This window comes from Gluconacetobacter entanii (genome assembly GCF_013155425.1).
Lineage (GTDB): Bacteria > Pseudomonadota > Alphaproteobacteria > Acetobacterales > Acetobacteraceae > Novacetimonas > Novacetimonas entanii.
In genome coordinates this window covers 135,846-156,622 of record NZ_JABJWD010000011.1, presented here as the reverse complement: position 1 = coordinate 156,622, position 20,777 = coordinate 135,846, and the positions used below count along the sequence as shown (strand labels likewise).

General features: G+C 65.8%; 16 protein-coding genes and 1 pseudogene. 14 read left to right on the top strand and 3 right to left on the bottom strand.

All coding sequences use genetic code 11. The annotated features are described in order from the left end of the window. The first annotated feature begins 125 nt into the window (after positions 1–125). The 5 genes from HNH97_RS03580 to bla all read left to right on the top strand — a co-directional run bounded on the left by HNH97_RS03580 (position 126) and on the right by bla (position 6,080). Positions 126–1,361 carry a UbiH/UbiF/VisC/COQ6 family ubiquinone biosynthesis hydroxylase gene (locus HNH97_RS03580; protein WP_171789879.1) on the top strand — a complete coding sequence of 412 codons (1,236 nt, stop codon included), beginning with the start codon at positions 126–128 and terminating at the stop codon, positions 1,359–1,361. An 84-nt stretch (positions 1,362–1,445) separates the two neighbouring features. Then, a complete protein-coding gene (cysE, locus tag HNH97_RS03575) occupies positions 1,446–2,282 on the top strand; it encodes a serine O-acetyltransferase (protein ID WP_227744588.1) in 837 nt (278 codons plus the stop codon). Further along, entirely contained in the window at positions 2,282–3,550 is a 1,269-nt protein-coding gene (locus tag HNH97_RS03570; RefSeq protein WP_171789877.1) for a TIGR03862 family flavoprotein, read from the top strand. The genes cysE and HNH97_RS03570 overlap by 1 nt, the downstream gene beginning before the upstream one ends. Continuing rightward, positions 3,547–5,046 carry an ATP-binding protein gene (locus HNH97_RS03565; protein WP_110912287.1) on the top strand — a complete coding sequence of 500 codons (1,500 nt, stop codon included), beginning with the start codon at positions 3,547–3,549 and terminating at the stop codon, positions 5,044–5,046. The genes HNH97_RS03570 and HNH97_RS03565 overlap by 4 nt, the downstream gene beginning before the upstream one ends. 191 nt (positions 5,047–5,237) lie before the next feature. Further along, on the top strand, positions 5,238–6,080 hold the full coding sequence (gene bla, locus HNH97_RS03560) for a class A beta-lactamase (RefSeq protein WP_244949270.1): 843 nt from the start codon (positions 5,238–5,240) through the stop codon (positions 6,078–6,080). Between the two features lie 90 nt (positions 6,081–6,170). Here bla and HNH97_RS03555 read toward each other — a convergent pair. Then, positions 6,171–6,668 (bottom strand): annotated as a pseudogene (locus HNH97_RS03555) (GNAT family N-acetyltransferase); the annotation flags it as partial. 250 nt (positions 6,669–6,918) lie between these two features. Beyond that, positions 6,919–9,864, bottom strand: coding sequence for an Rne/Rng family ribonuclease (locus tag HNH97_RS03550; protein ID WP_171789875.1), 2,946 nt, complete (start codon positions 9,862–9,864; stop codon positions 6,919–6,921). A gap of 422 nt (positions 9,865–10,286) precedes the next feature. On the opposite strand from HNH97_RS03550, the gene HNH97_RS03545 reads away from it, so the two are divergent. The 3 genes from HNH97_RS03545 (at position 10,287) to HNH97_RS03535 (ending at position 13,447) form a co-directional block, all read left to right on the top strand. Further along, a complete protein-coding gene (locus tag HNH97_RS03545) occupies positions 10,287–10,496 on the top strand; it encodes a hypothetical protein (RefSeq protein ID WP_171789874.1) in 210 nt (69 codons plus the stop codon). A gap of 223 nt (positions 10,497–10,719) precedes the next feature. Further along, positions 10,720–11,553, top strand: a complete 834-nt coding sequence (locus HNH97_RS03540) for an N-acetylmuramoyl-L-alanine amidase family protein (RefSeq protein ID WP_171789916.1) — start codon at positions 10,720–10,722, stop codon at positions 11,551–11,553. A 319-nt stretch (positions 11,554–11,872) separates the two neighbouring features. Further along, positions 11,873–13,447, top strand: coding sequence for a 2-isopropylmalate synthase (locus tag HNH97_RS03535; protein WP_171789873.1), 1,575 nt, complete (start codon positions 11,873–11,875; stop codon positions 13,445–13,447). A gap of 173 nt (positions 13,448–13,620) precedes the next feature. On the opposite strand, the gene HNH97_RS03530 is transcribed toward HNH97_RS03535, so the two are convergent. Further along, positions 13,621–14,172, bottom strand: coding sequence for a hypothetical protein (locus tag HNH97_RS03530; RefSeq protein ID WP_167400268.1), 552 nt, complete (start codon positions 14,170–14,172; stop codon positions 13,621–13,623). A gap of 302 nt (positions 14,173–14,474) precedes the next feature. Here HNH97_RS03530 and HNH97_RS03525 point away from each other — a divergent pair, with 302 nt between their 5' ends. The 6 genes from HNH97_RS03525 to HNH97_RS03500 all read left to right on the top strand — a co-directional run bounded on the left by HNH97_RS03525 (position 14,475) and on the right by HNH97_RS03500 (position 20,730). Next, complete coding sequence (locus tag HNH97_RS03525; RefSeq protein ID WP_003617867.1) at positions 14,475–15,521, top strand: rod shape-determining protein; 1,047 nt, start codon at positions 14,475–14,477, stop codon at positions 15,519–15,521. 130 nt (positions 15,522–15,651) lie between these two features. Then, complete coding sequence (gene mreC / locus HNH97_RS03520) at positions 15,652–16,557, top strand: rod shape-determining protein MreC (protein WP_390670883.1); 906 nt, start codon at positions 15,652–15,654, stop codon at positions 16,555–16,557. Positions 16,558–16,569: 12 nt separating this feature from the next. Next, on the top strand, positions 16,570–17,136 hold the full coding sequence (locus HNH97_RS03515; protein WP_110912292.1) for a rod shape-determining protein: 567 nt from the start codon (positions 16,570–16,572) through the stop codon (positions 17,134–17,136). Positions 17,137–17,182: 46 nt separating this feature from the next. After that, positions 17,183–19,108: a penicillin-binding protein 2 gene (mrdA, locus tag HNH97_RS03510; protein ID WP_171789872.1), complete on the top strand. Its 1,926-nt coding sequence runs from the start codon at positions 17,183–17,185 to the stop codon at positions 19,106–19,108. 78 nt (positions 19,109–19,186) lie between these two features. Then, the gene (gene rodA / locus HNH97_RS03505) at positions 19,187–20,341 is read left to right on the top strand and encodes a rod shape-determining protein RodA (protein ID WP_171789871.1); all 1,155 of its coding nucleotides are present in this window, start codon (positions 19,187–19,189) and stop codon (positions 20,339–20,341) included. Continuing rightward, entirely contained in the window at positions 20,338–20,730 is a 393-nt protein-coding gene (locus tag HNH97_RS03500) for a DUF3293 domain-containing protein (protein ID WP_171789870.1), read from the top strand. The genes rodA and HNH97_RS03500 overlap by 4 nt, the downstream gene beginning before the upstream one ends. Positions 20,731–20,777 lie beyond the last annotated feature (47 nt).

Below are 20,777 nucleotides of genomic sequence, written 5' to 3'. Positions count from 1 at the left end.
TCGGTGCGCAGCGTTTGGACAGCGGATGCGTTGCATGCCATATCTGCGTTGCATTGCGCGTGAACACCCCGGCGGGGCCTGCGGTTCCCCCGCGGCGGCCACTGATCAGGACAGAGACGAAGACCATGAGCGAACACATGACACCCCCCCCGCCCACCCCGGCGGACGCGATGGAGGTCGATGTCTGCATCGTGGGGGCAGGCCCGGTGGGCGCGACCCTTGCATGCCGCCTGACGGTGGAGGGGATGCGCGTGGTCATCATCGACCGCGCCGCCCTGCCGCCGATGGAACATCCTGCCTTTGACGGTCGCGCCTATGCCATCGCGGCCGGGTCGCGCCGCCTGCTGGAGGCGGCGGGCGTGTGGCGGAACCTGCCGATGCCGTCATGCGACATCCGCGAAATCCGTGTCACCGATGGCCGTCCGGGACAGCCGCCTTCGCCGCTGTTCCTCGAATTCGGGCGCGAGGACGCGACCGAGCCGTTCGGTTCCATGATCGAGGCGCGTGCCCTGCGTGTCGCGCTGAACGCCACGCTGCACGCAACGCCCGGTGTCACCGTCCTTGCCCCGGACGAGGCCACGGTCGTGCGCCGGGCCGAAGGCGCGCTGGTGACGACACGCAGCGGGCGCACCATCTCCGCGCGCCTTGTCGTCGCGGCGGAGGGACGGCGCAGCCCCCTGCGCATGCAGGCCGGGATCGTGGTGACGCGCCTGCCGTACCATCAGTGCGGGATCGTGTGCGCCGTGGCCCATGAACGCCCGCATGAAGGCCGCGCGCTGGAACATTTCCTGCCCGCCGGCCCGTTCGCGCAACTGCCGATGGCGGGAACGGCGGAACATCCCAACCTGTCCGCGCTGGTCTGGACGGACGAAGAAAAGCTGGCCCATCGCCTTGCGGAACTGCCGGCCGAGGCCTTTACCCACGAAATCCACCGGCGCATGGGCGACTGGCTGGGGGCCGTAACCCCGGTGGGACGGCGCTGGGTCTATCCGCTGTCGGCGCAGTATGCGCAGCGCTACATCGACACGCGCCTCGTGCTGGTGGGGGATTCGGCCCACGGGATCCATCCCATTGCCGGACAGGGGCTCAACCTTGGCTTCCGCGACGTGATCGCGCTGTCGGACATCCTGGCGGGCGTGCATGCGCGTGGTGGCGATGTGGGCGCGCCCGATGTCCTGCGCGATTACCAGGCGCGCTGCCGCCCGGCCAACATGCTGATGCTCGCGGCGACGGATGCGCTCGAACGGCTGTTCGGCAACGACAATCCCGTGCTGCGCCTGGCACGCGATATCGGGCTGGCGGGGGTGAACCGCATCACGCCGCTGCGCCGGGCGTTCGCGCGCCACGCCATGGGGCTGTAACGGGCCGCCTGCGCGTTTCGTGTTATCCTTTCGTCTTTCCTGAACGGACGCTCCGACATGTCTGAACGTCAATCCACCCCTCCCATGACCAACCACAGCCGCCCGCCGGTCCTGCCGCCCACGCTGTCGGGCATCGATATCGACGCCCTGTGGCATGAGATCGTCGAGGGGGCGTGCGGGTGCTGCGACCCGCTGGTCAAGGGCCTGCTGGCCACCGGGATCCGCAACCATGCGACCTTTGGCGCGGCCCTTGCGGCGCTGATCGGGCGCAAGCTGGGCGATCGCGCCGTCGCGGACGATGCGCTGTCCGAACTGGTGACGGAGGTGTTCGCCGCTGATCCCGATATCGTTGCCGCCGCCGCCGCCGACCTTGTCGCCATCCGCGAACGCGATCCCGCGACGGGCAATTACGCGACGCCCTTCCTGTTCTTCAAGGGATACCACGCGGTGCAGAGCTATCGCGTTGCGCACTGGCTATGGAACAACGGGCGCGAATATCTTGCGCTGCACCTGCAAAGCCGGTCTTCGGAACTGTTTGCGGTGGACATCCACCCGGCCGCGCGCCTTGGGCGGCGCATCCTGTTCGATCATGGCACGGGCATCGTGATTGGTGAGACCTCGGTGCTGGAGGACGATGTCTCCCTCCTGCAGGGGGTGACGTTGGGCGGCACGGGCAAGAACGTGGGCGACCGCCACCCCAAGGTGCGGCGCGGCGTGCTGATCGGGGCGGGGGCCAAGATCCTGGGCAATATCGAGATCGGGGAGGGGGCGAAGATCGGCGCGGGGTCGATCGTCCTTGAATCGGTCGCACCCTATACCACCGTCGTCGGCAATCCCGCGCGCGCGGTGGGCACGCGCCATTCCTCGCTTCCGGCCTTTACCATGGACCAGATGCTTCCGCCGCTCGACTACATCATCTGATGGCGGGGCCCGGCGCGCGCGATACTGGCGGGGCGGATGTCGTCGTCGTGGGTGGCGGCCCGGCGGGCCTGTCGGCGGCGGAGGTCCTGTCCGCCGCCGGATGCCGCGTGTGTGTGCTGGAACAGCGCCCCACCGTGGGGCGGAAGTTCATGATGGCCGGGCGCGGCGGGCTGAACCTGACACATTCCGAACCGATGGCGCGTTTCATGGCGCGTTACGGCGCGGCGCGGCCCCACCTTGATGCCGCCCTTGCGGCCTTTGGCCCCGATGACATGCGCGCATGGGCGGCGGGACTGGGACAGCCCTGCTATGTCGGCAGCAGCGGCCGGGTCTTTCCCGTCGCGATGAAGGCCTCCCCCCTGCTGCGGGCATGGATTGCGCGGCTGGAGGGGGCGGGCGTGCGGATCATGACGCGGCATCGCTGGCTTGGCTGGGACGCGGCGGGGCATGTCCATGTCGCGGGGCCGGACGGGACGGAGGCCAGCCTGCACGCCGATGCGCTGGTGCTGGCGACGGGTGGGGCAAGCTGGGCGCGGCTGGGTGCGGACGGTGCATGGCGCGACATCGTGGCGGCGCGTGGCGTGGGCGTTGCCCCGTTCCGGCCCGCCAACTGCGGCTTTCGCATTCTCTGGTCCGACCTGATGCGCACCCGCTTCGAGGGCGCGCCCCTGCACGGGATCGCCCTGCGGATCGGCGATCTCTGCGCACGCGGGGAGGCCGTGGTCACCCGCAACGGGATCGAGGGCGGCGTGGTCTATGCCCTGTCCGCGCCCATCCGCGATGCGATTGCACGACAGGGGCAGGCGCGCATCCATATCGACCTGCGTCCCGACATGGACATCGCGCAGGTGACGCAGCGTCTGGCGCGCGTGCGGGGACGCGAAAGCGTGTCGAACCTGCTGCGCAAGGCGCTGCGCCTGTCGCCCGTCATGCTTGCCCTCCTGCGCGAGGGGGTGGGCGTCAGCCTGCCGCGTGAACCGGGGGCGCTGGCGACCCTGATCAAGGACGTGCCGCTGGTGGTGGAGGGGACGGATGACCTCGACCGGGCGATTTCGGTGGCCGGTGGCGTGCGCTGGGACGATGTGGACGCGCACCTGATGCTGCGCGCGCTGCCCGGCGTGTTCGTCGCGGGGGAAATGGTGGATTGGGAAGCACCCACCGGCGGCTACCTGCTGCAGGCCTGCATTGCGATGGGGCGCTGGGCGGCGGATGGCGTGGTGCAATGGTTGCATGACACCCCCAAGGGGCTGTATCCGTCAGCGCCATGACGGTAGCGATCACGATTGGGGAGAGACGCGGGGCCACCGCAGGCGATGGCCCCGTCACGATGGACCTTGCGGAACTGCTGTCCACCCGCCTGCTGGTGCAGGGCAATTCCGGGTCGGGCAAGTCGCACCTGCTGCGTCGCCTGCTGGAACAGTCCGCGCGTCTGGTGCAGCAGGCGATCATCGACCCCGAAGGCGATTTCGTCAGCCTTGCGGACCGTTACGGCCATCTGGTCATCGACGCCGCCGAACATACCGAGGCCGCGCTGCAGGCGGCGGGCGAGCGCATGCGCGTGCATCGCGCCTCCGTCGTGCTGAACCTCGAAGGCGTGGATGCTGAGGTGCAGATGCGCCGGGCCGCCGCCTTCCTTGGCGGCATGTTCGAGGTGCCGCGCGAATACTGGTATCCCGTGGTCGTCGTGGTCGATGAGGCGCAGATGTTCGCCCCTGCGGCGGCGGGCGAGGTCTCGGACGAGGCCCGGCGCGCCTCCCTTGGCGCGATGACCAACCTGATGTGCCGCGGGCGCAAGCGCGGGCTTGCGGGCATCATCGCGACGCAGCGGCTGGCGAAACTGGCGAAGAATGTCGCGGCGGAGGCCTCCAATTTCCTGATGGGGCGCACCTTCCTCGATATCGACATGATGCGCGCCGCCGACCTGCTGGGCATGGAGCGCAGGCAGGCCGAAAGCTTCCGCGACCTTGAACGTGGCTGTTTCGTCGCCCTCGGCCCCGCCATCAGCCGCCGTCCGCTGGCGGTGCGGATCGGCCCGGTGGAAACCGAAAGCCGCTCGGCCGGGCCTGCCCTGATGCCGTTCGAACCCACCGCCCCGACCGAGGAAATCCGCGAACTGATCCTTACCCCCGTGCCGGAGCGTGAACTGCCCGCGCGCACGCCGCGTCCCGTGGCCCCGCCGCCCGACATCCTCGCGCAACTGGCGGCCCATGCGGATGTCGCCCGCGCGGAAGCCGAGGTGGAGGCACAGGCCACGCCCGAGATCGACCCCGCAGAACAGAAGCAGCGTTTCGCCGCGATCCTTGCCGACATATTGCAAGACGAGGAGGCAGGATTCCGTCCGGTCCATGTGCTGTACCAGGATTTCCTTGTGCGCTGCCGGATCGAGGGGATGGGACGCCAGGCGCTGGACATGCCGCGTTTCCGTCGCGCGCTGGCGACCGCGCGGGCCGGCGTGGATGCCCGCACGGCGCAGACCGATGTGTGGCAGCAGGCCGAACAGATGGCCTCCGCCCTGCCCGAAGACGTGCAGGGGATCTTCCTGCTGATTGCCCGCAGTGCGCTGGAAAAGCTGCCGTGCCCGTCGGATGCGACGATCGCGCGTGCCTATGGCACCCATTCGCTGGGCCGGGCGCGGCGGCAACTGGCGTATCTGGAGGAACAGAACGTCATCGTCCTGCGCATGGACGGGATGGGCCGACGCAGTGCCGTTATCGTCGGCCTTGGCTGGGAAACCGCACCGGCCCTGCCCGACGCACCCGCGTAAGGGAATGTCCTGAAAACATTCAGAAGTTTTTGGTGAAGCTTTTTCCAAAAAGCTTCGAAAGACGCCGCCTTTTTGAAAAAGATGGACCCCAAGAACTTTTTTTGACTTTTCAGGGTTCACGGATATTTTCAGATCATATCCTGAAACCTGTACCGAAATGAATCGGGGAACATATGCGGCGTCGCGATTTCATGTCATGCGGATCTGCCGCCATGCTGTTCCCGGCCTTTGCCCGTGCGGCGGTGCCTTCCATCCTTTCCGATTATGAACACGCCACGGGCGGGCATGTCGGCGTCTATGCCCACAATATCGCAACCGGGCGCAGGCTGCTGTGGCGCGCGAACGAACGCTTTGTCATGTGTTCCACCTTCAAGGCGTCGCTGGCGGCCTGCGTGCTGTCGCATGTCGATCAGGGGCGCGACGGGCTGGACCATATCATTCCCCTGACCGCTGCCGACATTCAGGACTGGTACGCCCCCGTGGCAAAGGTCGCACTGGCGCAGGGACGCGCGGGCCTGTCGGTGGGGGACATGTGCGAGGGCGCCGTGGAGCAGAGTGACAATAGCTGCGCCACGTTGCTGCTGTCGCGCATTGGCGGGCCATCCGCGCTAACGGCGTTCTGGCGCGCGATGGGGGACACCACGACACGTCTGGATGATCCCGAACCGTACCTGAACCGCACGTCTGCCGGTGGGGTGCGCGATACCACGACGCCTGCGTCCATGGCGGCGATCGTCCAGAAACTGGTGCTGGGCACGGTCCTGTCGGCGCCGTCACGCGCACTCCTGACCCGCTGGCTGGTCGGATGCCAGACGGGGAAGAACCGGTTGCGTGCAGGATTGCCGGCGAACTGGGTGGTGGGGGACAAGACCGGCAACAATGCCCGTGACGCCGCAGGTGATATCGCGGTGGCATGGCCCCGGCCCGATACGCCCATTGTCATGTGCGTCTATACGCGCGGTGGGACACCCACGGAACAGCAGTTCGCCGCAGTCTTTTCCGGTATTGGGCGGCTGGTGGCGCAGACCTTGTGAACAAAGGTTTCTGGTGCCGTCCTGTCTTTGAAAAGGCAGCGTTCTTTCAAAGCTTTTTATAAAAAGCTTCACCAAAAACTTCTGAATGATTTACGCGGCGTTCTGCGCCAACCAGTGCTCCCGTGTCAGGCGGTAAAGGATCTGGCGGCGTAGCGGATGGCCGGACGGGACGCGCGGATGGTCGAAATCGTCCCGGGGATCACGCATCATGCTCAGTTTTTCCATGACGCGACGGGACCGCAGGTTGTCTGGTGCCGTGTTCGCGACGATTTCCGGCAGGCCCAGTGTTTCAAACCCGAAGCGCAGGCAGGTGGCTGCGGCCTCAGGCGCGTAACCGCGTCCCCAGAAAGGGCGTGCCACGCGCCAGCCGATTTCCACCGCCGGGGTGAAGTGCGCATCATATCCTATCCGGTACAGCCCGACCGTGCCCATGAACGTGCCATCCGTGCGATCTTCCACGGCCCAGAAACAGAAACCATGCTCCTGCTGATGTGCGCGCTGGTTATCGATCCACATCGTATGGGCGCCGTGGGGTGTCAGCGGCATCATGTATTCCATGATCGCCGGGTCCGCCGACATGTCCGCGAATGGCTGCCGGTGCCTGTCTTCTCATGGTCGCAGGACAAGGCGGTGCGAATGGAGTTCCATGGTGCCCCCTCCTGTCTTCATCATGAAATATCAAAAAGTTTTTGGTGAAGCTTTTTTCAAAAAGCTTCGAAAGAAAAAATTTCTGAAAAATCCAGCATCCGGAAATGCCTTCCCAAAAAAAAACAGGCCCTGCACCCGGGGAGGGAGCAGGGCCTGTCCTGTCAGTCACGCCATGAAAAGGCGGGCTGGATCAGCGTTTCCACCAACCCGTGCGCCGTTTCGGGGCAGGGGCGGCTTCGGCGGTTGCCGGTTCCGCCGGTGTGGCCTCTGACACAGCCGTCGTTTCCACCTTCTTGCGGCGGGTCCGGGTCGCCTTGCGGGCCGGGGCCTTTTCTTCCGCTGCGGGCTCGGCCTCGGGGGCCGGGGGTGCCGCAGGTTCAGCCTCCACCTTCTTGCGACGTGTCACGCGACGGGCCTTGGGCTTTTCCTCGGCCTTTTCCGCCGCGACCGGGGCAGCAGCTTCGGGGGCGGCGTCAGCAGCCGTGTCCGATGCCTCCTTGGCGGCCTTGGCCGTGCTGGTGCGACGGCGGGTCGGGGTCTTGGCGGCCGTGGCGGTGGTGCGCGTCGTGGTGGCGCGCCGGCGGCGGGGTTTTGCCTCCGTCACGGTTTCTTCGGCCTTCTCCTCTGCTGCCGTGTCGGCGGCAGGGGCGACGGTTTCCGCCGGTTCCTCGGCTTCGGCCTTCTTCGCACGGCTACGGGTGGTCGTCGTGGTGGCCTTGCGCGTGGTCGTGCGGCGGCGGCGCGGCTTTTCCTTTGCCTCGGCCTCTGCCTCGACCGCCACTTCCGGCTGCACTTCGGCCACTGGTTCCGGCGTCTCGACCTCCACCGTCTCCACCTCCACAGGGGCTTCGACGGGCGTTTCCACAGGCGCTTCGGCTTCAGGCGTGGCGGGTTCTGCGGTCACGACCGTTTCCGTCGTCGTGATGGGACGGTTCGTGCGGCGGGTGCGCCGACGCGGTGCGCGACGGGGCTTTTCCTCCTCGGCGGCGGGGGCTTCGGGCGCTTCCTCCTCGACCACCACGACCGGGCCTTCCGGTTCGATGACCGGGGTCGCCGCAGGCGTCGTCGTCTGTTCGATCACGTCGAAGATGTCGATGATCGCATCGCCAAACGGATCGGCAGGCGTCGGGCCCTTGTAGCCGACCTCGACCACCGGTTCGGGGACGGCGACAACTTCCGCCTCCACCGTCTCGGTGCCCTGCGTCTCGACCTCGCGGTTCGCGCTGCTGCGACGGCGACGGCGGCGGCGGCGGCGGCGATGGTCCGTGCCCGAGGCCGCGTCCTCGTCCGTCAGGGGGGTGGCGTCCGGGGCTGCAGTCCCGCCTTCCGCCGTGGTGGCGGGCGGTTCGCTGTGGATCGGGATTTCACGCACGCCTGCCGTTTCGGTGTGCGGGGCCTCTGGCTCGGCCGTGATGGCCGGGGCGGACGCTTCGAACTGCGCCGTCTGCGGACGGGTGCGTTCGATGCGCGATTCCGCCGCATGCAGCGTGGAGTCGGCGGCGAACGTCACATGCATCTTGTGACGTTCCTCGATCTCATGCAGCCATGCGCGCTTGTTGTTGAGGATGTAGAGCGCGATTTCGGGGGCGACATGCACCGTGACCGCGGCGGCGCGGCGCTGCATGCCTTCGTCCTCGATGGCGCGCAGGACGTGCAGGGCGGAACTTTCGACCCCGCGGATGATGCCCGTCCCCTCGCAGTGCGGGCAGGGGGTGAACGTCGATTCCGCGATGGAGGGACGCAGCCGCTGGCGCGACATCTCCAGCAGGCCGAAATGCGAGATATGGCCCACCTGGATGCGCGCGCGGTCATTGCGCAGCGCTTCCTTCAGGCGACGCTCCACCATGCCGTTGTGCTTGCGGCTTTCCATGTCGATGAAATCGATCACGATCAGGCCCGCAAGGTCACGCAGGCGCAACTGCCGCGCCACTTCGTCCGCCGCCTCGAGGTTCGTGCGCAGGGCCGTTTCCTCGATGTTGCGTTCCTTCGTCGCGCGGCCGGAGTTCACGTCGATCGCGACCAGCGCCTCGGTCTGGTTGATGACGAGGTAGCCGCCCGAACGAAGCTGCACCGATGGCGACAGCATGGAATCCAGCAGCCCCTCCACTCGGTAGTGGGAGAACAGCGTCTGCCCGTGATCCTGCCACAGCCGCACCTTCTGCGCGTTCTGGGGCATGAGCATGCGCATGAACTCGCGCGCGGATTTCCACCCGGCCTCGCCATCGATCAGGATCTCGCCCACCTCGCGGGTATAGATGTCGCGGATGGCGCGCTTGATCAGGCTCGCTTCCTCATAGATCAGGGCCGGGGCCACGGATTTGAGGGTATGTTCGCGGATGTCGTCCCACAGGCGCAGCAGGTATTCGCAGTCGCGCATGATCTCCGCGCGCGGGCGCTGTGCGCCGGCGGTGCGCACGATCATGGCCATGCCGTGCGGGATCTGCAGTTCGGCGATGATTTCACGCAGGCGGCGGCGGTCGGCCACGGACGTGATCTTGCGCGAAACACCCCCGCCGCGCAGCGAGTTGGGCATCAGCACGCAGTAACGCCCCGCGAGCGAGACATAGGTCGTCAGCGCAGCACCCTTGTTGCCGCGCTCTTCCTTGACCACCTGCACCAGCAGGATCTGGCGGCGGCGGATGACTTCCTGGATCTTGTAATTGCGCAGGAAACGCGCGATGCGGCGCTGGGCCTCCGGCTCGTCGCCGGTATCGTTCTCGCCACCGACGGTCTCGGGCTCGGCTTCTTCCGCCTCGCCATCGCGTGCGGCGGTTTCTTCCGTGGCGTCTTCGTCGCCTTCGGCCTTCTCGTCATCCTCGCGCGCGTTGCGGGCTTCTTCGGCGCAGCGCTCTTCTTCCTGCAGCGCCAGCAGCTTTTCGCGGTCGGCGACGGGGATCTGGTAGTAGTCGGGGTGGATTTCGCTGAAGGCGAGGAAGCCGTGGCGGTTGCCGCCATAATCGACAAAGGCGGCCTGCAGGCTGGGTTCGACCCGGATTACCTTGGCAAGGTAGATATTGCCCTTGAGCTGCTTCTTCGCCGCGGCCTCGACATCGTAGTCTTCAAGCCTGTTACCATCCATCACGACCACGCGGGTTTCTTCCGCGTGTGTCGTGTCGATCAGCATGCGTTTGGTCATTAAAACGGGAACTCCGGTATGTCCGGTTCGTGCGTCCGTCCCGCGCAATGCCCCACGGAATGTTCCGGGGGCGGCGGGAACGGGAATGGGAACGGACAGCAACATCAATTGAAAAAGGGTGACCGGATCCGGCACTGATCCCATGGCAGGCGTCACGCGCGACGGCGACGGCATGCGTGGCATCGTGGCCCGGCGTCGTGCCGTGCCATGACATGCATGTCCCTGTCGCGTCGGCGGATATGTCCACCGTGGTCATCACTCCATCCTCGGCCATCTGGGGGAAGGTCCGGTCCCGCATGGCGGGAGGGGCCTTCGTGAAAAAATATCGACAGGTCCGTGTCACCCGGCCTCCTGTCGATCGGGAGCGCCGGTGCGGTGGCCTTTGTCGCGCGCATGGTCCGCGAAAGCGGCATTCCCGTGACATGGATTCGGTCCGGAAAAGGCTTGCGGGCGCGCGCCTGCTGGCTGCCGGATGGATTCGCGCCGTCGAACGGCGTGTCAGGGCACGGGCAATCTCCCGTCGGCCTGACGTTCGGACGTCGCACGCCCACCACTACCTGCCACCATGGCGCAACCGCGCGCTTCCTGCAAGCCTTGCGAATGTTTATGTCACTGACGCGGGCGCGGCGTGATGGTATCGTGGCGTGGCCCGACACCCGACCTGTCCCATGAAGGCCATATCGCAGCATGCGCACCGTATCTTCCGCCGATATGCAGCACGCCCGTGGCACTGCCGCCACGCCGGGCGCGCCCTCCGACGCCGCAGGCCCGACGCCACCGCATCTGGCGCGGGGCGGCGGCCCGCTGGACCTGCGCGTGGCGGTGCACCGGCGCACGCTGCTTGCCGGGATCGCCATGGCCGCCATCGCGCCGGTGCGCGCATCCGGCGCGGTGACGCACCATGCCGCCGCCACCCACACCACGCCCCCCCATGCCGCCACGCACACGACGCTGCATCGTCCGGCCATCGTGGGGCGGGCGGAACCGCCGCGCCCGCTCATCATGCTCGACCCCGGCCATGGCGGGAAGGATCCGGGGGCGATCGGCGTTTCCGGCACCTATGAAAAGCACGTGGCGGAAGCGGCGGCCGCCGAACTGCAGCGCCAGTTGATTGGCAGCGGGCGCTACCGCGTGGCGATGACGCGCGCCGATGACCGTTTCATCCCGCTGGAAGGGCGGGTGGACCTTGCGCATACCCACAAGGCGTCGCTGTTCATTTCCATGCATGCCGACGCCCTGCATGACCGCATGGTACGCGGCGCGAGTGTCTATACCCTGTCATCGCACGCATCCGACGCGCAGGCGGCGGCCATCGCGCGTTCGGAAAACAGCGCGGACCGCTTTGGCGGCCCGCAGGTGCATGCGACCTCGCCCGAGGTGCAGGAAATCCTCGCCAGCCTCGTGACCGAGGAAACGCGCCATGGGGCCGCGCATATGGCCAGCAGTATTGTCACCTCCTTTCGCCCACGCATCAGCCTGCTGACGCATCCGGCGCGGCATGCCTCCTTTGTCGTGCTGAAATCCGCGGACATCCCCTCCGTCCTGGTGGAGATGGGGTTCATGTCCAACCATCTGGACGAGGCCGCGCTGCGGCAGTCCGCGCACCGCATGGTCGTGGCGGGCGCCATGGTGCAGGCGATCGACAGGTATTTCGCCTCCGCCTCGATGGTGACGCGGGTGACGGGATAGGAAGCGGGGAAGGGCGCATTATGTGTTGCAATCGGCGGTCTGCGCTGTATTGTGCCCGACATGGCAACGGACAGGCACATTCAGGCAGGTTTGACAGGCGCGCAGGCGTCCGTGTCCCTGCATGCATGCGACCGCACCGGACTCCTTCGTCTTCTACGACTTATCCGCCCCTGAGCGGTCAGGGCCGGCCTGTTCCGGTACGCCCAGGGGAAAGTCGGGCCGCGTCGTGCGGCCACCATGAAACGAATGACGCATTCCCGCTCGGCATGGCCCGGTGTGGAATGCCGGTCCCACATCCGGATATGTCCGAGGTATTTCCATGACCATCAATCATCCGTCCTTCGGGCGCATCGACGAAAACCGTGTCATCATTTTCGACACGACCCTGCGTGACGGGGAGCAGTCCCCCGGCTTTTCCATGAACATGGCCGAAAAGCTGCGCATGGCCGAGGCGCTGGGCGATCTGGGCGTCGATGTGATCGAGGCGGGATTTCCCGTCGCGTCGAAGGGCGATTTCGACAGCGTGGCGCAGATCGCGCAGACCGTGAAGACGGCCGTGGTCTGCGCGCTGGCGCGCAGCGGCGGCAAGAACGACATCGCCAGCGCGGGCGAGGCCATCCGCCAGGCGAAGCGCGGGCGCATCCACAACTTCATCTCCACCTCGCCGCTGCACATGAAATACAAGCTGCGCATGGAGCCTGAGACCGTGCTGGAGGTCATCAAGGCGGGCAACACGGCGGCGCGCCAGTTCACCGATGACGTCGAATGGTCGGCCGAGGACGGATCGCGCACCGATCCCGATTTCCTGTGCCGCTGCGTGGAGGCGGCGATCAGGGCCGGGGCCACGACGATCAACATCCCCGATACGGTCGGCTATTCCACGCCGGAGGACATGGCCCGCATCTTTGCCGACCTGCGCGCGCGCGTGCCGGGGGCGGACGGGGTGATTTTTTCCACCCACAACCACAACGACCTCGGCCTGGCGGTGGCGAATACGGTTGCGGCCCTGCGCGCGGGTGCGCGGCAGATCGAATGCACGATCAACGGCATTGGCGAGCGCGCGGGCAATGCCGCGCTGGAGGAAATCGTCATGGTCCTGCGCACGCGCCATGACGTCCTGCCCTATACCACCGGCATCCAGACCGAAAAGCTGCTGAAGATGTCGCGCATGCTCTCGACCATCACCGGCTTTGACGTGCAGCCCAACAAGGCGATCGTCGGGCGCAACGCCTTTGCCCATGAAAGCGGCATCCATCAGGACGGTATCCTCAAGAACGCCGCGACGTATGAGATCATGACGCCCGAAAGTGTCGGCTGGACGCGCTCCTCGCTGGTGCTGGGCAAGCATTCGGGCCGCGCGGCCTTCCGCGACAAGCTCAAGGCCATGGGCTACGACGCGCTGGACGAGGCGCAGTTCAACGATGCGTTCAACCGTTTCAAGGACCTCGCCGACCGCAAGAAGGTCATCTATGACGAGGATCTGGTCGCGCTGGTCGATGACGAGGTGCGCGACCATGCCCGCATCCGCTTCGTTGCGCTGGACGTGTCCGCAGGTTCACGCCGCCCGGCGCAGGCGGAACTGACGCTGGAGGTCGATGGCAGGGAAGAACACGCCACCGCCGCGGGGCAGGGGCCGGTTGATGCGGCGTTCAACGCCATCCGCGCCATTGTCGCCCATGATGCGACGCTGCAACTCTATTCCGTTGGCGCCGTGACCGAAGGCAGCGATGCGCAGGCGCGCACCACCGTGCGTCTGGAGGAAGGCGGCAAGATGGTGGACGGGCAGGGGGCCGATGCCGATACGCTGGTGTCCGCCGTGCGTGCCTATGTCCATGCCCTGAACAAGCTGCTGGTCAAGCGTGACCGTGCGGAGCCCGCCGAACTGACGGCGTGAAGTGCGTTGATGGAAAGGACAGTCAAGGTTTTCGAGGGGCGTCTTTTTAAAAAAGACGGCGTTCCTTAAAGCTTTTTGAAAAAAGCTTTACCAAAAACTTTTGATGACGTCAGGCTGTTTTAAATGGGAAAGGGCTTCGCCATGGTGGTGAAGCCCTTTTTCGTTGGGATGCGTTACTGCGGGTAGTAACCGCCCTGGTCCTGCGAATATCCACTCTGGGGATAGGCCGCGCCCTGCGGGTAGGCCCCGGGGGGATAGGTTTCCTGCTGCGGGTAGGACTGCTGCGAATAGCCCTGCTGCTGCGGGTAGGCCCCCTGCGGATACCCCTGCTGGGAATATCCCTGTTGCGGATAGCCCTGCGGGTAGGACGGCGTGGCGTAACCGCCGGGACGTGCGCCGGGGCAGCTTTGCGGCGGGTATCCGGGTGGCAGCGCCGTGCCGTTGGGGCAGATGTAGCTTGGCGGGCCACCATCGGAACGCCTGCGCGGGGTGGTCGCGGCCCCCACGGCGGCCCCGCCGCCGGCCCCTGCGAGCGCACCGATGGCCGCCCCTTCGCCCCCACCGGCAAGGGCGCCGATCGCGGCACCGCCGCCCGCCCCGATCAGGCCACCGGCGATCGCACGCTGACCCGGATCATAATTGTCGGTGCAGGCGACCATCGTCATGGAAGCGGCGGCAAGGGTCGCAACCGCGAGCGGTCGGCGCAGTAAATCGTGAAGGATCATTCTCATCAATCTCTGGTGCGGGGGCGGCGGAACTGCCGCGACCGGCAAAGGGTCATATTGTAGTGTGCGCCGCACAGGAAAGGATATCCTGCGTGATAAAATTTGGGCATTTTGTAACAAAGCGCCTTGGCGGCCATAAATTAACGAATTAAAACCATGTCTCCTCTTGCTCCCATCCGTCAGCACCGGTAAGCCCTCGACCTGATCCAGATTTTTCGGCAGGCGAACAGGCGCGGCATGGCCGTGTCATCGGGTCGAAGCTGCGGAATGGGTCATGGCTGGTTTGTTGTCGGGAGTTTTGGATGTTTGCTCGTGTGCTGGGTCTGCTGTCCGCTGATATGGCGATTGACCTCGGCACGGCCAATACACTGGTCTATGTCAAGGGACGCGGCGTCGTCCTGAATGAACCTTCGGTCGTTGCCCTGGCCGAGGTGCGGGGCAAGAAACAGGTTCTGGCCGTTGGGGAGGAAGCCAAGCTGATGGTTGGCCGTACCCCTGGCAATATCACGGCCATTCGCCCGCTGCGCGATGGCGTGATCGCCGATTTTGAAGTTGCGGAGGAGATGATCAAGCACTTCATCCGCAAGGTGCATAATCGGCGCATGTTTGCCAGCCCGTTGATTATCGTATGTGTCCCGTCCGGGTCAACCGCAGTCGAACGGCGCGCCATCCAGGAAAGCGCCGAGAGTGCCGGCGCGCGCAAGGTCTTCCTGATCGAGGAGCCGATGGCGGCCGCGATCGGCGCGGGCCTGCCGGTGACAGAACCGTCCGGCAGCATGATCGTCGATATCGGCGGCGGCACGACCGAAGTGGCGGTCATCTCCCTCGGCGGTATCGTCTATGCCCGTTCCGTCCGGGTGGGTGGCGACAAGATGGACGAGGCCATCATCTCCTACATCCGGCGCAACCATAACCTGCTGATCGGTGAAAGCTCTGCCGAGCAGATCAAGATCGGCCTCGGTTCCGCCATCCCGCCCGATGACCCGGATGATGCCGGCCCGTGGCGGGAGGTCAAGGGCCGCGACCTGATCAACGGCGTGCCGCGTGAAGTGGTGGTGTCGCAGGCGCAGATTGCCGAAAGCCTTGCCGAACCCGTCAGCCAGATCCTTGATGCGGTGACCACCGCGCTGGAGAACACGCCGCCTGAACTGGCCGCCGACATCGTGGACAAGGGCATCGTGCTTACGGGTGGCGGTGCGCTGCTGTATCGCCTGGACGAGGTGCTGCGCCGTGCGACGGGCCTGCCGGTGACGGTGGCGGAGGACGCGCTGTCGTGCGTTGCGATGGGCACCGGGCGCGCGCTTGAGGAAATGAAGCGGTTGCGCAATGTGCTGACAAGCATGTACTGACGGTATCGACGCCATGCCACTGGCCAGCGTGGCGCAGGACAAGACAAGGGGAATGCAGGACTATGGGGGGCCGGCGCTCAGGCACGTTCGATAGGTCCGGCCGGCGCGTGGACAGGTACGGGAAAGGGGCATGGTAATGCCGGTTTCCATCCAGTCCCGTCAGGCGATGGGCAAGCTTGTGCTGCCGTTCCTGATCCTTGTCGCCTGCGGCATCATCCTGCTGGGCAAGGCGGACCGTCCCCTGATCGAACATATGCGCATGCAGGTGGCCGACATGCTCGCCCCGGCCTATGGCCTTGTGGCATGGCCACAGGCGCGGTTGCGTGAACTTTCGGGGAATCTTCAGGACATCCGCAACCTGGAGGCGGAAAATATCCGCCTGCGCACCGAAAATGCCAACCTGCAGCACTGGTATGACGTTGCGGCGGCGCTGGCGGATGAAAATGCGACGCTGAAGGCCAACCTGCACTGGATCCCTGACGATGCGCCTTCCTATGTCACCGGGCGCGTGGTGCGCGACACCAGCGGCCTGTATGCGCGCGCGGTGCTGCTGTCGATCAATCCCGACACCAACGTGCGCAAGGATGGCATCGCCCTTGACGGTGCGGGGCTTGCGGGGCGCGTGACCGAGGTGGGCAAGCGGTCGGCGCGCGTGCTGCTGATTACCGATTCCTCCAGCAGGCTGCCCGTGACGCTGGAATCGAGCCATGCGGCGGCGATCATGGCGGGGGACAATTCCGCCACGCCGAAGATCATCTATTACCCGCAGGACAACATGCCGGTGGAGGGGGAGCGCGTCGTGACCAACGGCGAAATCGAATCCCTGCCGGCCGGCCTTCCGGTGGGGCATGTCCATTACCTGCGTCCCGGCACGCCGGTGGTGATCCCGGCCGCCGCGCTGGAGCATCTCGATATCCTGCGGATCTTCAACTATGCCGATGCGGTCGTCCCGCCTGATGCGCCGGGGCGCATACCGCTGCCTTCCGTCGGGCGGACCATGACCCTTCCGCCCCAGTTCCAGCCGAAGCGGGGATGAAGGGGTGCATGGATGAAACCGCTTCCCCCGCCATCGCTGAAGCCCGAGATCCAGCCGCGTGCCGGTCTGGCCCACGGCACGGACCTGTTCGTACGGCACTGCCTGCCGTGCCTGTTCGTGCTGGTGGTGACGCTGGTGCTGTCCGCGCCGCTCAATATCCCCGCGCAGGCGGAACTGATGCCGGCCGTCGTGCAGGTGTCGGTCTTCCTGTGGTCGGTGTTCCGCCCGGCGCTGATGCCGTCGGTTGCGGTGTTCGGGCTGGGATTGTGTGTCGATCTGCTGAGTTTCGAGCCACCGGGCGTCCTGCTGCTGATCATGCTGGTGGTGCATGGGATCGGGCTTTCGGGGCGTTACGTGCTGGCGCGCCTGAATGTCTTCGTGCTGTGGCTGGTGTTCGGGGTCGTCATGGTGTTTGCAACGGCGCTGCAATGGGTGCTGTGTTCGGCGCTGGCGCTGCATCTTGTGGAAACGATACCATTCATGTTCGAAAGCATCTTGGCATTCGGCAGCTTTCCGGTGCTTTATGTCATATTCGTCTGGACTTACCGCTTTATCGTCAACGACGCGAATCGCGCCTGAACAGGGCTGATGGATCAGACGTCTTCCGATCTGCCCGGATGGGTGAATGAAGTTTCGCACTAAGAAAACAGGTACGCGGCTGATGACCCGCCCGGAGGAAGGCAAGAATCCTTCCCGGGGCGTTTTTACACGTCGCGCATTGCTGCTGATGGCGGCGCAGGGGGCCGTACTCGGCACGCTGGCGCAACGCCTGTACGGCCTGCAGGTTCGTGACGGCAGCCATTATGCACGGCTTGCGGAAAACAATCGGTTAAGCAAACGCTTTTTTGCGCCGCCGCGCGGGCGCATTACCGACCGGTTCGGCATCGCGGTCGCGGCGAACAAGGTGAACTGGCGCGCGCTCCTGCTGGCGGAGGAGACGAACGACCTGCCCGGCACGCTGGAGCGTTTCGCCCAGCTTGTCCCGATGGAGCCACGCGACACCGCGCGGGTCGAGCGTGAACTGCGGCACAAGCGGCGCTTCATCCCCATCATGCTGCGTGATTTCCTGTCGTGGGACGACATGGCGCGGCTGGAACTCAACATGCCGTCGCTTCCGGGTGTGCTGATCGATGTGGGCACGACGCGGGTCTATCCCTTTGGCCCGCTGCTGGCGCATGTGGTGGGGTATGTGGCGCCCCCTTCGGAAAAGGACGTGGCGCGTGATGCGGAACTGGCCCTGCCGGGGATGCGCGTGGGCCGTTCGGGGATCGAGCAGACACAGGACCAGGGCCTGCGCGGGCAGGTCGGGTCGGTGGAGATGGAGGTCAACGCCGTCGGCCGCATCATGGCCGAGCTTGACCGTGACGAGGGGCAGCCGGGGAACGAGATCACCCTGACGCTCGACAGCGGGTTGCAGCAGCAGGTGCTTGGCCGCATCGCGGACCAGTCCGCCAGTGCGGTGGTCATGGACTGCCGCAATGGCGAAGTGCTGGCCATGGTCAGCAATCCTTCCTTCGACCCGTCGCTGTTCGACAGTGGCGTCAGCCAGGCGCAGTGGATCGAATGGACGAACAACAGCCAGACGCCCCTGATCAACAAGGCGGTGTCGGGCCTGTATCCGCCCGGCTCCACCTTCAAGCCGGCGGTGGCGATGGCGGCGTTGCGTGCGGGCACCCTGTCGCCGAACGACCGCATCAACTGCCCCGGCTATATCGATGTCGGCGGCACGCGCTTTCACTGCTGGTCGCGCTATGGCCACGGGTCGCTGACGCTCAGGCAGGGGCTGAAATTCTCCTGCGACGTGTTTTTCTATGAGGTCGCGCGGCGTACCGGCATGGACCCGATCGCGCTGGCCTCGCACCAGTTCGGGCTTGGCGCGCCGCTGGACATCGAACTGCCGCATGTGCGTCAGGGCCTGATTCCCACGCCGCAATGGCGGCGCGCGCACGGGCATCACTGGAACGGGGGCGACACCATCGTCAGTGGTATCGGGCAGGGCTTCATGCAGGTCACGCCGCTGCAGCTTGCGACCTATGCCGCACGCATTGCCAGCGGCCGCGACGTGCAGCCGCATCTTGTGCGTGCGGTTGGCGGCCGACTGGGGGATATGGCGGCGCTGGACCATGCCGGGCCGATGGAAAACATGCCCGATCATTTCTTCAACGCGATCCGCGAGGGCATGTATGCCGTCGTGAACGAGGAAAGCGGCACCGCGCCCAAGGCGCGCCTGGCCATTCCGGGCGTGCAGATGGCGGGCAAGACCGGTTCGGCGCAGGTGCGGCGCGTGTCGCGCGCCATGCGTGAAAGCGGGCATTTCAATTCCGCCAACCTGCCGTGGGAATATCGCCCGCATGCGCTGTTCATCTGCTTTGCCCCCTATGACGCGCCACGCTATGCGGCGGCGGTGGTGGTGGAGCACGGCAATGCCGGGGCGGAGGTCGCGGCCCCGCTGGCGCGTGACATCATGACCGACACGCTGATGCGCGATCCGGTCAATCACAAGGAATCGCCGGGCCAGGAAGTGGCGCAGGCGGACGTGGATCAGGGATAACGGCCGCGCCATTGGCGTGCGATGGCCTGTCGCATAGGCTGTCGCGATGGCTGTGTCTGCTGCTGCCGGGGGACTGACATGAACTTCCAGAAACGCCTGCTGCGGGCGGAACCCAATTTCCAGATCCTTGCCAAGCTGTGGCAGATCAACTGGATCTATGTCGTGCTGATCTGCCTGCTGGCGGCGGTGGGATATGGGGCGCTGTATTCCGCCGGCGGTGGCACGTCACGCCCGTTCGCCGAACCGCAGACCATCCGTTTCTGCTTCGGCCTTGTGATGATGCTTGGCGTCGCGCTGATGAGTCCGACGGTGCTGGTGCGCCTTGCATGGCCGCTTTATGGCCTGTCGCTGCTGCTGCTTGTGGCGGTGCTGCGCATGGGGCATGTCGGCAAGGGGGCGGAACGATGGCTGATGATCGGCGGATTGCAGGTCCAGCCCTCCGAACTGGCGAAGATCGCGCTGGTGCTGGTGCTGGCAAGCTGGTTTCACAAGGTCAGTTACCGTGACATGGGCAATCCGCTCTATCTGATCCCGCCCGCGCTGATGGTGCTGGTGCCGGTGGGGCTGGTGCTGAAGGAGCCGAACCTGGGGACTGCGGTCATCATCGCGACCGTGGGGGCCAGCCTGTTCTTTGCCGCCGGGATGCGCCTGTGGCAGATCGCGCTGCTGGCGGCGCCGCTGCCGTTTCTGACCAAAATCGCCTACAACCACCTCCATGATTACCAGAAGGCGCGGGTCATCACCTTCCTGCACCCTGAAAATGACCCGCTGGGCGCGGGCTACAACATCATCCAGTCCAAGATCGCGCTGGGATCTGGCGGGATGTGGGGGCAGGGCTACCTGCACGGCACGCAGGGGCAGCTTAACTTCCTGCCCGAAAAGCAGACCGACTTCATCTTCACCATGATCGCGGAGGAATGGGGGTATGTCGGGGGCGCGGCGGTGATCGGGCTGCTGCTGGTGATGATCCTGGGCGGCATGCTGATCGCGATACGCAGCCGCAACCAGTTCGGGCGGCTGCTGGGGCTGGGGATCAGCATGAATTTCTTCCTCTACTGCGCGGTCAACCTGTCGATGGTCATGGGGGCGATCCCGGTGGGCGGCGTGCCGCTGCCGCTGATTTCATATGGCGGGTCGGCCATGCTGATGGTGATGTTCGGTTTTGGCCTGCTGCTGTCCGCATGGGTGCATCGCAACTCCACCTTTGGCGAAACGACGGACAAGGATGCATGAGCGGCATCCTGCCCCCGTCTGCCGCCACCCAACGGTCCTATCGCCTCAGTACCTATCACGCCGCCACCCTGCCGGTTGTCCGGGTGGGGCAGCGTCCCGATGATGCGGGCCTGCCCCGGCGGGGGACAATCGTGATGCTCAGTGCGTGCAATCCGGGCGGGCGTCGGCGGCCGGATGGGTGGAATGCGCGCATGATGGCGCGTCTGGCCCGCGACCTGCGCCATGTGCCGCATCATCTGGGCGAAGGACGGCTGGGCCGGTGGTCCGAACCGCTTTATGCGGTGGAAATGGACCTCGCCCCGGCGCTGCGCCTTGCCCGGCGGTATCGGCAGAACGCGGTGGTGGTCGTGCGGCGGGGGCAGGCGGCACGGCTTGTCTATCTGGCTTAGGGGCCGTCAGTTTTCTGGCGCGTGGTGTCGCCGCGTGCATGGGACAC

Excerpts from the sequence above, each read along its gene's own strand:
- HNH97_RS03540 (WP_171789916.1), top strand. The coding sequence starts at position 10,720 with ATGGCCGCCATCGCGCCGGTGCGCGCATCCGGCGCGGTGACGCACCAT.
- mreC (WP_390670883.1), top strand. The coding sequence starts at position 15,652 with ATGGTAATGCCGGTTTCCATCCAGTCCCGTCAGGCGATGGGCAAGCTT.
- mrdA (WP_171789872.1), top strand. The coding sequence starts at position 17,183 with ATGAAGTTTCGCACTAAGAAAACAGGTACGCGGCTGATGACCCGCCCG.
- HNH97_RS03545 (WP_171789874.1), top strand. The coding sequence starts at position 10,287 with ATGGATTCGGTCCGGAAAAGGCTTGCGGGCGCGCGCCTGCTGGCTGCC.
- HNH97_RS03500 (WP_171789870.1), top strand. The coding sequence starts at position 20,338 with ATGAGCGGCATCCTGCCCCCGTCTGCCGCCACCCAACGGTCCTATCGC.
- cysE (WP_227744588.1), top strand. The coding sequence starts at position 1,446 with ATGACCAACCACAGCCGCCCGCCGGTCCTGCCGCCCACGCTGTCGGGC.
- HNH97_RS03570 (WP_171789877.1), top strand. The coding sequence starts at position 2,282 with ATGGCGGGGCCCGGCGCGCGCGATACTGGCGGGGCGGATGTCGTCGTC.
- HNH97_RS03565 (WP_110912287.1), top strand. The coding sequence starts at position 3,547 with ATGACGGTAGCGATCACGATTGGGGAGAGACGCGGGGCCACCGCAGGC.
- HNH97_RS03535 (WP_171789873.1), top strand. The coding sequence starts at position 11,873 with ATGACCATCAATCATCCGTCCTTCGGGCGCATCGACGAAAACCGTGTC.
- HNH97_RS03550 (WP_171789875.1), bottom strand. The coding sequence starts at position 9,864 with ATGACCAAACGCATGCTGATCGACACGACACACGCGGAAGAAACCCGC.
- HNH97_RS03525 (WP_003617867.1), top strand. The coding sequence starts at position 14,475 with ATGTTTGCTCGTGTGCTGGGTCTGCTGTCCGCTGATATGGCGATTGAC.
- HNH97_RS03515 (WP_110912292.1), top strand. The coding sequence starts at position 16,570 with ATGAAACCGCTTCCCCCGCCATCGCTGAAGCCCGAGATCCAGCCGCGT.
- bla (WP_244949270.1), top strand. The coding sequence starts at position 5,238 with ATGTCATGCGGATCTGCCGCCATGCTGTTCCCGGCCTTTGCCCGTGCG.
- HNH97_RS03530 (WP_167400268.1), bottom strand. The coding sequence starts at position 14,172 with ATGATCCTTCACGATTTACTGCGCCGACCGCTCGCGGTTGCGACCCTT.
- rodA (WP_171789871.1), top strand. The coding sequence starts at position 19,187 with ATGAACTTCCAGAAACGCCTGCTGCGGGCGGAACCCAATTTCCAGATC.
- HNH97_RS03580 (WP_171789879.1), top strand. The coding sequence starts at position 126 with ATGAGCGAACACATGACACCCCCCCCGCCCACCCCGGCGGACGCGATG.